A 15031-nucleotide genomic window follows, 5' to 3' on the forward strand; every position below is an offset into this window, starting at 1 on the left:
AATCGCATATGACTCGTTGCGGCGACCTGCGCGCACGCCTCGTCCTTCGAGACGGCGCTTACGCGCCTCCTCAGGATGAGGCTAACCAGCGTCAGTGCCCCTTTGAAACTGCTGCCGCATACTCCGCCCTCATCCTGAGGAGCCCGCCCAAAGCGGGCGTCTCGAAGGATGGCCGCAGGGACAAGTTTTCATATGCGATTGCCCTGCCGCAAGCGGGGAGAGGGAGTGGAGGGAGCGCACCATGACCGCGTTCCACTCCGTCGCGGTGATCGGCGCGGGTGCCTGGGGTACGGCGCTGGCGACGGTGGCCGCACGCGCCGGACGGAACGTGACGCTGTGGGCGCGTAATGCGGAGCATGCCACACGGATCGCCGCGACCCGTGACAATCCGCGACTGCCCGGCGTGCGGCTCGCGCCGGAGATCGTCGTGACAAGCGAGCTGTCGCTCGCCGCGCGTGCCGACATGCTGCTGATCGCAACCCCGGCGCAGCATCTGCGCGGCGCGGTCAACATGCTGGCCTCGCACGTCACAGGGCCTTTGCCGGTGATCGCCTGCGCCAAGGGCATCGAGCACGGCACCCACAAGTTCATGACCGATGTGATCGCGGAAGCCGCGCCGCATGCGCAGCCCGCAATCCTGTCGGGTCCGAGCTTTGCCGACGACGTCGCGCGCGGCCTGCCGACGGCGGTGACGCTGGCGGCGAAGGACGAAGCCCTGGCCAGCAGCCTGGTGCAGGCATTGGGCTCGGCGACCTTCCGGCCCTATCACACCACGGATGTCCGCGGCGTCGAGATCGGCGGCGCGGCCAAGAACGTGCTCGCGATTGCAGTCGGAATCGCAGTCGGACGCAAGCTCGGCGCTTCCGCCCAGGCGGCGCTCACGACCCGCGGCTTTGCCGAACTGGCACGTTTGGGTCGCGCGCTCGGCGCACGCGGTGAGACGCTCACGGGCTTGTCCGGCCTTGGCGATTTGATCCTGACCTGTTCGAGCCCGCAGTCGCGTAATTACGCGTTGGGGCTGGCGCTCGGACGCGGCGAACAGCCGCCCATGGGCAAACTGGCCGAAGGCGAATTCACGGCGCCAGTGCTGATCGAGCTCGCAGCTTCGCAGAACATCGAGATGCCGGTATCAGAAGCAGTCGCGTCGATTCTGAGCGGGAAGAGCACGATCGACGCCGCGATCTCGGGGCTGATGACGCGCCCCTTCAAGGCAGAGGAATAAACATGGCGTACTGGCTGGTGAAATCCGAACCATCGGTGTGGTCCTGGGACCAGCAGGTCGCGAAGGGCGCCAAGGGCGAGGCCTGGACCGGCGTGCGCAATTACACAGCACGCATCAATCTCGTGAACATGAAGAAGGGCGACAAGGCGTTCTTCTATCATTCCAACGAGGGCAAGGAGATCGTCGGCATCGCGGAAGTCATCAAGGAGGCCTATCCCGATCCGACCGACAAGACCGAAAAGTTCGTCTGCGTCGACATCAAGGCTGACAAGCCCTTGAAGACACCGGTGACGATGGCGGCGATCAAGGCCGAAAAAAAATTCGCCGACATGGCGCTGGTGAAATATTCGCGCCTGTCGGTGCAGCCGGTGACGGCGGAGGAGTGGAAGCTCGTCTGCAAGATGGGCGGGCTGTAAGAGCGCCAAGGCCGACTTGTGACGGCTTTGTGATAGCGCGTCAGGCTCGTCACAACCATTGATATCCGCCGACAGAATTCCTAAATTTGGCGCAGGAATGGACGTTCAACAGGTCTTCTCGCGTCATGGCGATGCAGGAAAGGGACGGCGGCGAGCAATCGCCAGGGTCCACAGACGGCTCCACAGGGGCCTTTCCATTCCGTCCCCGAAAAGATGTTTCATCGATGCTGGCGATGCTGCTGGCCGGCGCGGCGATGATCGGGGCCATCATGGGATGGTTCTTGACCACGCGCGCGGAGCCCGACGCACCCGTCATCGCGCTGGTGCCGCAGGAGCAGGTGGCCGATGCCATTCCGACCCTGACACCGGATGGCCAACGGATCGCGCAATCCGACAACCGGCAATGCCGCTACCCCGTCGCATTCATCACGGTGTCGACGCCGGGCAATCCTGCCGGCGGCACCGTCACGTTCCGCACTAGCAAATACCGATCGCCTTCGTTCCGCGTCACCGACCAGCCGCAGAGGATTGCCCTGCCAAACCCGCTGCCTGACAGCGGCGGGCTCGACCCGCTGACCGCGGACGGCGACGCCAAGGGTTTGCTCGTATCCCTTTATCCGACGGCACGGATGGAGCCGCTAAGCGGCTCCAGCACCGTCACGGTGCGATGGCCTGCGCGCCCGCCGTGCAAGTGAGATTTACGCGCAGGTGAGAGCAGGTGAGATTTGCAAGTGAGTCTTGAATGCAGAATTTTCTGAACGCGCGCTTCATCCTCGCCTTCATCCTGATCGGCGTGGTGACGGCAGGGGTCAGCGCGCTGCTGTTCAATCCGCAGGTCGGCTTTTTCGGCTGGATCGGCTCGCTGCTCTCCGAGATGACCGCGCTGCGCTTCGTCGGCGTCGCGCTGACGATCATCTCTGCGACCGGCGTCGGCTATATCGCCTCCCGCCTCGGAGCCGACCCCACGGCATCGGGCTTCGTCCCGATCGGAAGCGGCTACACCTACGGCCGCAGGCTGACGACCGATTCCGCGACCGGCGAGACCCGGATGGTGACACGCACCGCGGACGATGCACTTGACGACCTCGACATGATGGTCGGGCTCGTCTCGGTCAAGACCGAGATCAACAAGCTGCTCGCGAGCCTGGAGGTCGAGCGCCGGCGGCGCGAGCAGGGCCTGCCGGTGTTCGCCACGAGCCGGCATATGGTGTTCACCGGACCTCCCGGCGTCGGCAAGACCGTGGTCGCGCGCGCCATCGGCGACATCTATCGCTCGCTCGGCGTGCTGCGCAAAGGACACCTGATCGAAGCCGACCGCAGCCAGCTCGTCGCAAGCTATGTCGGCCAGACCGCGCCGAAGACGCTCGACGTCTGCCGCTCCGCGCTCGACGGTGTCCTGTTCATCGACGAGGCCTACAGCCTCAGCGCGGCGGAATGGAAGGGTGATTTCGGCCGCGAGGCCATCGAGGCGCTGCTGAAATACATGGAAGATCACCGCGATCGCTTGGTCGTGATCGTCGCCGGCTATCCCGCCGAGATGCACCGGTTCATCGCCAGCAACCCCGGGCTTGCCAGCCGCTTCACCAAGACGATCGACTTCCCGCCCTACGACGGTATCGAGCTCTGCGAAATCTTCCGTACCATGGCGTCCGAGCAGCAATACCTGCTGCCGATCGGCTTCGAAGCGGCGCTCGCGCCATGGGTCGACGCACAACGCGACGATCCGCAGTGGGGCAACGCACGCTCGATGCGAACGCTGCTCGAAAAGACCCGTGAGGCGCATGCCCTGCGCACGTCGCGAGATCCCAATGCGAGCGTCGCCGAGTTCGAGCTCGGCGACATTCAATCAGCGATCCGGGACAGCTGACCATGAAGCCTGCAGCCCGTATCGTTGCGTTGCACGGCGCATTGTGGAGCATCGATCCCTGGTATCGGTGGTCGTGGTATGCATGGCCCACCGCGATGGCCGTGCTGATCACGGGCTGGATCCTGATCAGCAAGCCGGTCAACACCGGCGCCTGGGGCAACGCCGGAGCCTGGGCCAAGCCGATCGCGCAGAGGGCTACGACAACAGCCCCCGCAACGCCCATCAAGACGACGACCGTCAATCCGGTTGACCTCGAAGTGATGAGCTGCTTTGCCAATCGTGGCGAATCTTCGGAGAGCGCCTGCACGAAGGTGATCGATGACGGCAAGATATCCGGCTCGAGGCTGGCATCGGTCTATACGCAGCGGGGCTTCATGCGACGCGACAAGCAGCCGGACAGCGCGATATCCGACTTCAATGCCGCACTGAAGATTCAGCCTGATTATGCCCCAGCCCTGAACGACCGCGCCTGGATCTACATGAACCGCGGAGATTACGACGCGGCGCTTCTGGACTTGAACAAATCGGCCAGTCCGACCACACCTTGGCTGCAAGCGGCCGTCGCATACTATTATCGCGGCTTCGCTTACCTGCGGCAGAAGGAGTACGCGAAGGCGCTCTCCGATTTGAACGAAGCAATCAGGCGGCAGGCCAACAATGCCGACTACTACCTGGCGCGCGGCGAGGCCCAGCAGGCTCAGGAGAACTATGACGCCGCCTTGCGCGATTTCGACGAATTCGGCAAGCGCGCCCCGAAAGATCCGCGCGGCCTGCTGGCGCGGGCCGTGATCTTCGAAACCACGGGCAAGCCGCGTGACGCCCTGGCGGCACTGGAAAGCGCGGTCACGCTGGCGCCCGACAACGATTTCGCAAGGTCGGAACGCGACCGGCTGCGCGGGCAGGTGAAAGACAATGATCCTGCGAAGAGCAATCCCGGCGAGCTGCCGCCGACCTGATTTCTAGACCGCCGCGGTCGCGACGACCTGCCGAAAAGCTGCTCCGTCCCGGCTACGATGTCCGCCCCTGTATCTCCGGCAACGCGAGGACCTCGCAAGGCGATGCAATGCCGCGCAGCTTGTGCAGTCCGAGCGCGATCAGAGGCATGTCCGTCTCGGCGGCGAGCGCGCCCGACACCAGCACGGTCCTGCCGAGCGGCTTGCACAATCCCTCGAGCCGGCTGGCGAGGTTGACGGCGGGGCCGATCGCCGTGAAATCCAGTCGATTGGCGGCGCCGATATTTCCCCAGAGCATCTCGCCGAGATGAAGCGCGGCACCGAATGCGAGCAGCGGCAGTCCTTGCGCGCCGCGCTCCGCGTTGAGATACGCCATCCCGGCTTCGGCTGCGCTTGCGGCACGCAGAGCAGCATCGCACGCGCGGCGCGGTGATGCCTCCACCACCGGAAAGATCGCGAGCACGCCATCGCCGATGAACTTCAACACCTCGCCGCCGAAGGCGTGAACGGCACCGGCGATTCGATCGAACCAGGCATCGAGCGCGGCGATGACATCGGCCGGCGGACTTGTCTCCGACAAGGTGGTGAAGCCGCGCAGATCGGCATAGAGCAGTGCGGCCTGAATGGTCTCGCCGAGGTCTCGCCGCAACGGCGCCGCCAGCACACGCTCGGCGCTACGCTTGCCGAGATAGGCCTCCAGGGTCGCCCGCAATGTGGCGCGCGCGGCCAGTACGGCAAGGGGCGTTGCGCCAAATCGCGCGGCCTGGCGCAATTGCTCGATTTCGTCGGCGGTGAACTGACGCGGTCCGATCCAGCCGAGGAGCGGGCCGCCGGGCCTGCCGACGATGTCTTCGTGCACCTCGCCGCCTGCGATGTCGCGCAGCCAGCGGCGCCCGGCATCGGTCGGCAGATCCGGTGCCAGTCCGCCGGGTGCGAAGCCGAGCGCCTCGATCACCCGGCCATTCTCCGCGCGCCACAGCCATGTCCGCTCCGCGATCAGCGGATGCGGCACCTCAAGCGTCAGGCTACCTGCCGCAAGCGGCACGCCATCGGCGAGCAGATGGGCACCGAGGTCCGCGAGCAGGCGATCGGCGCTGGGACTGGCCGAGGCGGCGTCGACAAGCCAAGCGAGGGTCGGAGAGAGTTGCATGATCTTATGATGGCGAAAGAGGGCCGCCTTTGTCACGGGCAATCCTTGACGGGCTGCTTTGGCGCCGCCATGTGCCAGTATCAGAGCGTTTTCAAGCGAAGTGGATACCGGTTCGCGTAAGGAAAACGCGTCAAAACAAGAAGCTAGAGCGTCGTTCCGACTCCGTCGGAACGGGGCTCACGCCCAGGGATGATCGCCGATGACCGAGCCGTTCGTATTGCGACGCGAAACCCAGATCGCAGCCCCGCGCGCCACCGTCTTCGCCTATTTGACCGATCCCGAGAAGATCCTGAGCTGGATGGGCTCGGATGCAACCACCGAGCCGCATCCCGGCGGGCTCTATTTGCTGAAGGGCATCGGCCCGCGGGGCGCCGTGGCCCGCGGCGCCTTTCGCGAGGTCGTGCCGGTGCATCGCCTGGCCTACACGTTCGGCTGGGACGGCGGCCAGGAAGTGCCGCCTGGATCGAGCCTGATCGAGATCGACCTGATCGAGCGCGACGGCGGCACGTTGCTGCGCATGACCCATAGCGGGCTGCCGAACGAAGAGCAGGTCGCTGCGCATAGCAAGGGTTGGGCGCATTATCTGGGCCGGCTCACGGTCGCTGCCGGAGGTAGCGATCCCGGTCCCGACAACGGCGTTTCAGACAAAATGTAGCAATGCGGCGGGTTACACCGCCGCGGTCGCGACGACTTGCTGCAGAAGCTGCTCGCGCCGGGCCTGCGATCGCTGGCCCTTCATGGTCGCGGCGAAGCGTTCGAGGATGCCGTCCTCGAAGGCGGTGACGATGGTGTCGTGGACATAGCTCTTGCGGCAGATTGCCGGCGTGTTCGAGAGTTTGTCGGCGGCGGCGCGGATCGCGTCCAGCACCTGCTTCTTGCGGCCGCGCTGGCTGGTTGCCGGCGTAATCCGCGACAAGGATTCGACGACGACGGCCGAGGCCATCAGCGTGCGAAAATCCTTCAGCGAAATCTTGATGCCGGCGATCTCGCGCAGGAACGCGTTCACCTGCGTGGTGCTGACCGCGCGCACGATGCCGTAGGCATCGCGATACTGGAACATGCGCTTGCCGGGAACGCCCTGCAAAATGCCGATGGCGCGCACCAGCTTGGCGGCATCGCACACCTTGCGCACGGCCTTGCCGCCCTTCGCCTTGAAGGTCAGCACGAAGCAGTCGTCTTCCAGCGTGACGTTGGACTTGAGCAGCGTGGTCGCGCCGCGGGTGCCGTTGAGGCGGGCATAGGATTCGTTTCCGGGACGGATCGCGGTGCGCGCGATCAGCTCGATCACCGCCGAGAGTGCGAATTCGCGCGTCGGCTCGTCACCCGACAGGAACGCCGAGACCTTGCGCCGGATTTTGGGCAGCGCCCTGACGAGCTTTTCCAGGCGATGCGCCTTACGGTGCTCGCGGACCTTCTCCCAGTCGGCGTGATAGCGATATTGCAGCCGGCCCGCGGCATCGCGACCCACTGCCTGGAGATGCGTGCTCGGATCGGCCGAATAGCGCACCTCGCGATAGGCCGGCGGCACCGCCATGGCGTGGAGCCGGCGAATGGTGCGGGCGTCACGGATATGGGCGCCGTTCGGGCGGACGAAGGAATAGCCCTTGCCCCGGCGGATGCGGCGGATGGTGAGCTCGTTTTGGTCGCCGAGCCGCAGGCCAAGCTCCTTGGCAAGGGCCTCGACCGTCGCCGCCGGCGCCGAATCGAACATCTTTTTCGGGCTGGGACCGTTGGAACCGGCCGGTTTCGGCCATTGTCCGAGGGCTTTGGCCAGCGCAATGGCAGCAGGATCGGCCGAAGCGGGCCGCATCGTCCCGAAATTCTGCTGATCCATCATAGGTTTAAGCCTTAGCCCTGTCTGTTGCCGGTCAATGCCGCTGTTCTGATTTTTGTTCCAAGGGGTCTCTATGGACCCGGGTTGGCCATTTAGGGTGTTCCGAACCGCATTGCGAGTCCCGAATGAGTGAAAGCGGTTTCTGGATACCTCCTGCGACGCATGGGCGTCCTGCATGGGCCTATTCCGGAGATTTGGGTAAAGAGCCGAATGCCGCCTTCCGGCCTGTTTCAGATTTGCGACAGCCGGCCCGCGCAGCTTGATTCTTCGCATGGCCGGCTGCTCACCGAAGGTCCAGCTTGTGCACCTTGTCGGGCCCGGTTAGCCCGACGCATAATCGGTTCAACGATCAAGTCGGCTTGCGCGTCGCCAGCGTTGGCTTGCCGTATGTGGAGGGAAACATGTCCGAGAAAATTTACGACGTCCCCGCGGAATGGGCCAAGCGTGCCTGGGTCGACCAGGCCAAGTACAAGGACATGTACGCCCGCTCGATCGGGGACCCGAACGCGTTCTGGGCCGAGCAGGCCAAGCGCATCGACTGGATGCACGCGCCGACCAAGATCGAGAACGTCTCGTTCGCGCCCGGCAACATCTCGATCAAATGGTTCGAGGACGGCATCCTCAACGTCGCCCACAACTGCATCGACCGGCATCTTCACAAGCGCGCCAACCAGACCGCGATCATCTGGGAGGGCGACGATCCCACGCAGTCCAGGCACATCACCTACAAGGAGCTGCATGACGAGGTCTGCCGGATGGCCAACATCCTGCGCACCCGTAACGTCAAGAAGGGCGACCGCGTCACCATCTACCTGCCGATGATTCCGGAAGCGGCCTATGCGATGCTGGCCTGCGCGCGGATCGGCGCGATCCACTCGGTGGTGTTCGCGGGCTTCTCGCCGGACTCGCTCGCGCAGCGCATCAACGACTGCCAGTCCAAGGTCATCATCACCGCGGACGAGGGCCTGCGCGGCGGCAAGAAGGTGCCGCTGAAGGCCAATGTCGACGCAGCGCTCGCCAAGGCCGATGGCGTCGACTGGGTCGTCGTCGTCAAGCGCACCGGCGGCAAGATCGACATGAACCCGACGCGCGACCTCTGGTACCACGAGGCAGCGGCGATGGTGACGACCGAATGCCCGGCCGAGCACATGCACGCCGAGGATCCGCTGTTCATCCTCTATACCTCTGGCTCGACCGGCCAGCCCAAGGGCGTGCTGCACACCTCGGGCGGCTATCTCGTGTTTGCGTCGATGACGCATCAATACGTCTTTGACTATCACGACGGTGACATCTACTGGTGCACCGCCGACGTCGGCTGGGTCACCGGCCACAGCTACATTCTCTACGGGCCGCTCGCCAACGGCGCGACCACGCTGATGTTCGAGGGTGTGCCGAATTACCCGGATAATTCGCGGTTCTGGAACGTCATCGACAAGCACAAGGTCAACATCTTCTACACCGCGCCGACCGCGATCCGCGCACTGATGCAGTCGGGCGACGAGCCCGTGAAGAAGACCTCGCGCGCCTCGCTCCGCCTGCTCGGCTCGGTCGGCGAGCCCATCAATCCGGAAGCCTGGGAGTGGTATCACCGCGTCGTCGGCGATGACCGCTGCCCGATCGTCGACACCTGGTGGCAGACCGAGACCGGCGGCATTCTGATCACGCCGCTGCCGGGCGCGACCAAGCTCAAGCCGGGCTCGGCGACGCAGCCGTTCTTCGGCGTGGTACCTGAAATTGTCGATGCCGACGGCAAGGTGCTGGAGGGTGAGACCACCGGCAACCTCTGCCTGACCCGTTCATGGCCGGGCCAGATGCGCACCGTCTATGGCGATCACGCACGCTTCGAGCAGACCTATTTCTCGACCTACAAGGGCAAATACTTCACCGGCGACGGCTGCCGGCGCGACGCCGACGGTTATTACTGGATCACCGGCCGCGTCGACGACGTCATCAACGTCTCCGGCCATCGCATGGGCACCGCGGAAGTCGAGAGCGCGCTGGTCGCGCATGAGAAGGTGTCGGAAGCCGCCGTGGTCGGCTTCCCGCACGACATCAAGGGCCAGGGCATCTACGCCTATGTCACCCTGATGGCCGGCGTCGAGCCGACCGACGATCTGCGGAAGGAGCTCGTCACCTGGGTGCGCAAGGAGATCGGTCCAATCGCCTCGCCCGACCAGATCCAGTTCGCACCCAGCCTGCCCAAGACCCGCTCCGGCAAGATCATGCGCCGCATCCTGCGCAAGATCGCCGAGGACGAACCGGGCAGCCTGGGCGACACCTCGACCTTGGCCGACCCCGCCGTGGTCGACGATCTCGTGAAGAACCGGCAGAACAAGAAGTCGGCGTAGAGCCCGCGCTCGTGCCCGGACGCAGCGCAGCGCACTTAGCGGTGCGCTGCACCGCGTCCGGGACACGAGACGCCCTCCGCCTGCACCACATCCCCACAACACCCCCCGTTCACAACCTCACGCACTTGTCAGGGCGCGCGGCTGCATCTTTCCCCCGAGTGTTGTTTTCAAGTCATTTACTTTATTTCGAACATTTCCTTTGTTCCCCCTGCTGACTGACCCTCTGCGGCCACGCGTGGAAACCATCCGGTTAACAGGCGCGGTTAAGAATGTCTGGGCGAGGCGGCGATTGCCGGTTCCGCGTGAATTTGGACGATCCGTTTTGGGGCTGAGGGGAAAATTGATGTCGATGAAGATTGCACTGGCGCTGGCCGCCACCATCGGGGTCTTGATGTCGACGGCGGCCGAGGCCCGGCCGGAAATGGTGGGGACGCACGTCGCCAACTACTCGCCTGGCACCATCGTGGTCAGAACCAGCGAGCGGCGGCTCTATCTCATTCTCGATGACGGCCACGCCGTCCGCTATCCGGTCGGCGTCGGCAAATCCGGCAAACAATGGGCCGGTACCACCCGCATCGACGGCAAGTACCGCAATCCGGCCTGGTCACCGCCCGCCGAGGTGAAGCGCGACAAGCCGCAGCTTCCTGACGTGATCCCGGGCGGCTCGCCGCGCAACCCGATGGGCGTTGCGGCGATGACGCTGGCCGGCGGTGAATATGCCATCCATGGCACCAACGTGCCGGGCTCGGTCGGCGGCTTCGTCTCCTATGGCTGCATCCGCATGCTCAACGACGACATCACCGATCTCTACAGCCGCGTCTCCGTCGGCACGACGGTGGTCGTGGCGCGCTGATCGAAGGATCAGGGATGAACGGCGAAAGCCGCGCTTCGACGCGGCTTTCTTGTTACCAGAAGCGCCAGCCCCGCGCGCACCAGCGGTCGCGGTGGCCGCCATTGTAGCTGCGCGCGTAGCCGCCCGCGAGCATCGCCGCCGAAACGTTGGCGGTCCGTTTGGTTGCGACGTCGGCGAGAACGCGCCCGTATTTCTCCGAGCCGAGATTGTAGATGATGACGCCGCCCTGGCCGAGCAGATTGCGCAGCGCCCCGGTGGCTGCCTCCGCCTTGTCCAACTCGTCCTGACAGGACGCCTTCATCTCAGGCGCATCGATGCCGCGCAGACGAACCCGCGCCACAAGATCGCGCCCGTCTTGTTGATGCACGCGCGCAAGAAAGGTGTCGCCGTCGATGGTGCGGATGACGTCGACCGGCTGGCGAACGTCGGGACTGGTCGTCTGTTGCAGGATGATCTCGGCATCCCGCGCGCGCTCGTCGGCTGGATGCAGAACGGGCCAGGTGGTGCCATGCCGGACGGTGAGCACCACCGCCGTCACGATGCCGACCACGAACATCCACGGCAACAGTCCGGAGAACCGCCGGCCAAATGGCGAGCCGCCGTACGACGGCCGATAGGAGCTATCTGGGTCGAAGCGCGACATCCGCGCACGCTATGGCTGAGTCGGCCAGATCGGCAAGTAAGCTTGAAAAAGCTGAGCTTGAAAAATCCGAGCCTCAAAAATCCGAGGCGATGCCTTTGCGCTCCCAATCGCCGTAGCGCGTGGGCTCGGGTCCCTTCGGCCCCTGCACTTCCTTCGGTGCCGGCTTTGCATCGTCCTTGGCATTGGCCGCGGCGGCTTGCCGGCGCGCCTCGGCTTCGGCCAGCGCGCGCTGGGCGGCCGGCGGCAGGGGCTTGCGATCGGGATCGGGAGGCTGGTCACTCATCGTCGGCTGTCCTAGCGCAGGATCGAAGGTGGCGCGACGTCCAATTGCGCATTGCTGAAATGGCCGCGACGGACTGAAATCGCCAGAGGCCATTCTTACATTTGGCATATTCGCATGTCACAGCTGGTGTTCTTAAGGCATGCGCCCATATTGGCGGAACTGCCGCTCGCTCAGAACCTTACTTCCGCATGCCATCTCAACGTTTCGCCCCTCCATCCGAAGTGCCCGGTCTCGCGGCGCGGCGGATCGCTGCCGACATCGTCGACGGCGTCTTGCACAAGCACCGCACGCTTGACGACCAGCTCGACGGCTCCGGCGCCCATCCCGGACTGAAGACGCTTGCCGACCGTGACCGCGCGCTGATGAGGCGCCTGGTCGCAACTATCCTGCGCCGCCTCGGCACGCTCGGCCATGTGCTGTCGCGCCTGCTCGACAAGGGAATCCCATCCGACGCACCGCGCGCGCAAAGCGCGCTCCTGATCGGCGCCGCCCAGATCCTCTGGATGGACGTGCCCGATCACGCCGCGGTCGATCTCTCCGTTCGTCTGGTGCAATCCGATCGGCGCGCCGCGCGCTATGCCGGCCTCGTCAACGCCGTGCTGCGCCGCTGTGCGCGCGAGGGCCAGGCGCTGGTCGAGGAGGTCGCGACACAATCGCTGGACCTGCCGCCCTGGCTACTGGCGCGCTGGAGCGCGCATTACGGCGAGGCGACAGCACGGGACATGGCGCTCGCGCTCGGCCACGAACCGTCGCTCGATCTCACGGTGAAGTCCGACGCCGCGCAATGGGCGAGCCGGCTGCACGGCGAAGTGCTGCCGACCGGATCGGTGCGCACGGTCCTGCACGGTGCGGTGACGATGCTGCCCGGCTTCACCGAAGGACAATGGTGGGTGCAGGACGCCGCCGCCGCGCTGCCGGTCCGGCTGTTCGGCGATGTCTCGGGCAAATCCATTGCCGATCTCTGTGCCGCGCCCGGCGGCAAGACCGCGCAGCTGGCGCAGGCTGGCGCGCAAGTCACCGCGATCGACCGCTCGCCCGCCCGGGTGGCGCGTCTGCGCGAAAACCTGAACCGGCTGTCGCTCCAGGCCGAGACCGTTGTCGCCGACGCCGTGGAATGGGCGGGCCCAGCGGATGGCCTCGATGGGATCCTGATCGATGCGCCCTGCACCTCGACCGGGACGATCCGTCGGCACCCGGATGTTGCATGGCTGCGACAGGACTCCGACGTCGCCGCGATGACCGTTCTCCAACAACGGCTGCTGCGCAAATCCGTCTCGCTGCTCAAGCCAGGCGGGACTTTGGTCTACTGCACCTGTTCGCTGGAACCCGAAGAAGGCGAGCAGGCCGTCGCCACGCTGCTGGCCGCGGAGCCTGCGCTTCGCCGCGTGTCGGTCGAGGCCAGCGAGGTCTCCGGGCTCAGCGAGATCATTACCACTGAGGGCGATCTCCGGACGCTGCCGAGCCACCTGCCGCACGCCGACCCGAAGCTCGGCGGGCTCGACGGATTTTTCGCGGCCCGGCTCGTTAAATCCTGATTTTGCACCGGATTTTGCTACCGCTGGACTGATTCGAGGTCATTCAAGGTGGTGTCAGCCGGCCGATTTTGGGATTAATAAGGATTCGTCGGAATCCTCTCCCCTTCAAGGCAAGGCGTGTCGGTCGCTCAACGCAGACGTATCTCGACGCTGGTGATGAACCGCTTCGCGCGGAACATGCTCGCGCGCGCGAGCGGCGGTTCGGTTGCGCTGTCGCGGGTCTGGCCCGGCCGGACCGATCGGCTGATCATCGCGCCGCATGATCTGCGTACCGCGGATGCGACGCGCGCCGCCGAGATCTATGCCGGGCGCTTCGTCTTCGCCGGCAAGATCGTCAACTGCCACGGCCGCTCGATCTTCGATCTCGATCCGCCTTCGGAGGATTGGGAGGTCGCGCTGCTCGGCTTCGGCTGGCTGCGGCACCTGCGCGCCGCCGACACTGCGCTGACCCGGGCGAATGCGCGCGCGCTGGTCGAGGACTGGATCAGCAATCCCGCGAACAAGCGCCGCCCCGTCGCCCGTCGCGCCGACGTGCTGGCGCGGCGCGTGATCTCGCTGCTGTCGCAGGCGCCGCTGGTGCTCAACGACACCGACAACAAGTTCTACCGCCGCTATCTGCGCGCACTGGCACGCGAGATCCGCTTCCTGCGCTACACCATGGTCAATATTCCGGATGGAGTGCCGAAGCTCCAGGTGCTGATCGCGCTGTGCTACACGACGCTCTGCCTCGCCAATCGGGCCAGTCATATCCGCAGCGCATCGAAAAAGCTCTCCGACGAGTTGCAGCGGCAGATTCTCCCCGACGGCGGCCACATCTCCCGGAACCCCGGCGCACTGATCGAGCTCCTGATCGACCTGTTGCCGCTGCGGCAGACCTTTGCCGCGCGCAACATCGCGCCGCCGCCGGCGCTGCTCAATGCGATCGACCGCATGATGCCGATGCTGCGCTTCTTCCGGCACGGCGACGGCAATTTCGCGTTGTTCAACGGCATGAGCGCAACGCCGTCGGACCAGCTTGCAACGCTGCTCGCCTATGATGACGCCCATGGCGCGCCGATGGCGAACATGCCGCATACCGGCTTCCAGCGCCTCGATGCAGGCCCGACCACGCTGATCATCGACACCGGCCCGCCGCCGCCCCCTGGCGTCAGCCACGACGCACATGCCGGCTGCCTGTCATTCGAATTGTCCTCCGGCATCAGCCGGATCGTGACCAATTGCGGCATGCCGACCACGGGCCGCGACAATTGGCGGCCGTTCGCGCGCGGCACCGCGGCGCATTCGACGCTGACCTATCACGAGACGTCGTCCTGCCAGTTCGTCGAGATGTCAGCGATGAAGCGGCTGCTGCGCGGCGCGCCGATCACCAGCGGACCTCATGAGGTTGAAAGCTATCGCGAAATCGTGCAGGATGGCACGCTGCTCACGACCTCGCATGACGGCTATCTCGCCAAGTTCGGCGTGATCCATCGCCGCGTCCTGATGGTCGCCAATGACGGCGCGCGGATCGACGGCGAGGATACGCTGTCGCCGCCGCAGGGCGCGCGCCTCAAGGGTGCTAACGCCGAATTCGCGCTGCGCTTCCATCTGCACCCGGCAGTGAAGGCGAGCCGGCTGTCGGATGCCCGCGGCGTGATGCTGGTGCTGCCGAACCGCGACGTCTGGACCTTTGAGGCCCTCGACGACAAGGTCGATCTCGAGGACAGTGTGTTCCTGGCCGGCAATGACGGCCCCCGTCGCACCGCCCAGATCGTGATCCGCCAGGATGCCCGCCAGGCGCCCTCGATCCGCTGGAGTTTTGTGCGTTCCACGGCCTCGCCGGCGGTCACCAATGCCCGCAGAAATGCGCGGCGCGAGCCGGAACTTCCGCTGTAAACAGGCGCGATCCGGCCCTATCTAGCCGTTGAGGCGAACGCGGAAAGCTGCT

14 protein-coding genes are annotated in these 15031 nt (G+C 65.2%); 10 read left to right on the forward strand and 4 right to left on the reverse strand.

Annotation, left to right across the window (positions count from 1 at the left end):
* Positions 1-241 precede the first annotated feature (241 nt).
* The 5 genes from YUA_RS0137940 to YUA_RS0137960 all read left to right on the forward strand — a co-directional run bounded on the left by YUA_RS0137940 (position 242) and on the right by YUA_RS0137960 (position 4461).
* Positions 242-1222, forward strand: coding sequence for an NAD(P)H-dependent glycerol-3-phosphate dehydrogenase (locus YUA_RS0137940; protein ID WP_027535322.1), 981 nt, complete (start codon positions 242-244; stop codon positions 1220-1222).
* Between the two features lie 2 nt (positions 1223-1224).
* Positions 1225-1638, forward strand: a complete 414-nt coding sequence (locus tag YUA_RS0137945) for an EVE domain-containing protein (protein ID WP_027535323.1) — start codon at positions 1225-1227, stop codon at positions 1636-1638.
* Positions 1639-1862: 224 nt separating this feature from the next.
* On the forward strand, positions 1863-2333 hold the full coding sequence (locus YUA_RS47340) for a hypothetical protein (RefSeq protein WP_027535324.1): 471 nt from the start codon (positions 1863-1865) through the stop codon (positions 2331-2333).
* Between the two features lie 47 nt (positions 2334-2380).
* Complete coding sequence (locus YUA_RS0137955) at positions 2381-3505, forward strand: AAA family ATPase (protein WP_051383612.1); 1125 nt, start codon at positions 2381-2383, stop codon at positions 3503-3505.
* A 2-nt stretch (positions 3506-3507) separates the two neighbouring features.
* Positions 3508-4461: a tetratricopeptide repeat protein gene (locus YUA_RS0137960; RefSeq protein ID WP_035972816.1), complete on the forward strand. Its 954-nt coding sequence runs from the start codon at positions 3508-3510 to the stop codon at positions 4459-4461.
* Positions 4462-4513: 52 nt separating this feature from the next.
* Here YUA_RS0137960 and YUA_RS0137965 read toward each other — a convergent pair whose 3' ends face one another.
* Positions 4514-5608 carry an adenylate/guanylate cyclase domain-containing protein gene (locus tag YUA_RS0137965; RefSeq protein WP_027535327.1) on the reverse strand — a complete coding sequence of 365 codons (1095 nt, stop codon included), beginning with the start codon at positions 5606-5608 and terminating at the stop codon, positions 4514-4516.
* A 199-nt stretch (positions 5609-5807) separates the two neighbouring features.
* Here YUA_RS0137965 and YUA_RS0137970 point away from each other — a divergent pair, with 199 nt between their 5' ends.
* On the forward strand, positions 5808-6263 hold the full coding sequence (locus YUA_RS0137970; RefSeq protein WP_027535328.1) for an SRPBCC domain-containing protein: 456 nt from the start codon (positions 5808-5810) through the stop codon (positions 6261-6263).
* A gap of 12 nt (positions 6264-6275) precedes the next feature.
* On the opposite strand, the gene YUA_RS0137975 is transcribed toward YUA_RS0137970, so the two are convergent.
* Positions 6276-7445 (reverse strand): DNA topoisomerase IB, encoded by a 1170-nt coding sequence (locus tag YUA_RS0137975; RefSeq protein WP_027535329.1) that lies wholly within the window; start codon positions 7443-7445, stop codon positions 6276-6278.
* A gap of 398 nt (positions 7446-7843) precedes the next feature.
* On the opposite strand from YUA_RS0137975, the gene acs reads away from it, so the two are divergent.
* Positions 7844-9790, forward strand: coding sequence for an acetate--CoA ligase (acs, locus tag YUA_RS0137980; RefSeq protein WP_027535330.1), 1947 nt, complete (start codon positions 7844-7846; stop codon positions 9788-9790).
* Positions 9791-10133: 343 nt separating this feature from the next.
* On the forward strand, positions 10134-10643 hold the full coding sequence (locus YUA_RS0137985; protein ID WP_027535331.1) for a L,D-transpeptidase: 510 nt from the start codon (positions 10134-10136) through the stop codon (positions 10641-10643).
* Between the two features lie 52 nt (positions 10644-10695).
* On the opposite strand, the gene YUA_RS0137990 is transcribed toward YUA_RS0137985, so the two are convergent.
* Both YUA_RS0137990 and YUA_RS0137995 read right to left on the reverse strand, forming a co-directional pair.
* Positions 10696-11286 carry a thermonuclease family protein gene (locus tag YUA_RS0137990; RefSeq protein WP_027535332.1) on the reverse strand — a complete coding sequence of 197 codons (591 nt, stop codon included), beginning with the start codon at positions 11284-11286 and terminating at the stop codon, positions 10696-10698.
* 73 nt (positions 11287-11359) lie between these two features.
* Positions 11360-11569 carry a DUF1674 domain-containing protein gene (locus YUA_RS0137995; RefSeq protein ID WP_027535333.1) on the reverse strand — a complete coding sequence of 70 codons (210 nt, stop codon included), beginning with the start codon at positions 11567-11569 and terminating at the stop codon, positions 11360-11362.
* A gap of 188 nt (positions 11570-11757) precedes the next feature.
* On the opposite strand from YUA_RS0137995, the gene YUA_RS0138000 reads away from it, so the two are divergent.
* Both YUA_RS0138000 and YUA_RS0138005 read left to right on the forward strand, forming a co-directional pair.
* Complete coding sequence (locus tag YUA_RS0138000; RefSeq protein ID WP_027535334.1) at positions 11758-13104, forward strand: RsmB/NOP family class I SAM-dependent RNA methyltransferase; 1347 nt, start codon at positions 11758-11760, stop codon at positions 13102-13104.
* Positions 13105-13260: 156 nt separating this feature from the next.
* Positions 13261-14979 carry a heparinase II/III family protein gene (locus tag YUA_RS0138005; protein ID WP_027535335.1) on the forward strand — a complete coding sequence of 573 codons (1719 nt, stop codon included), beginning with the start codon at positions 13261-13263 and terminating at the stop codon, positions 14977-14979.
* The last annotated feature ends 52 nt before the right edge of the window (positions 14980-15031 follow it).

The organism is Bradyrhizobium sp. WSM3983 (genome assembly GCF_000473045.1).
Lineage (GTDB): Bacteria > Pseudomonadota > Alphaproteobacteria > Rhizobiales > Xanthobacteraceae > Bradyrhizobium.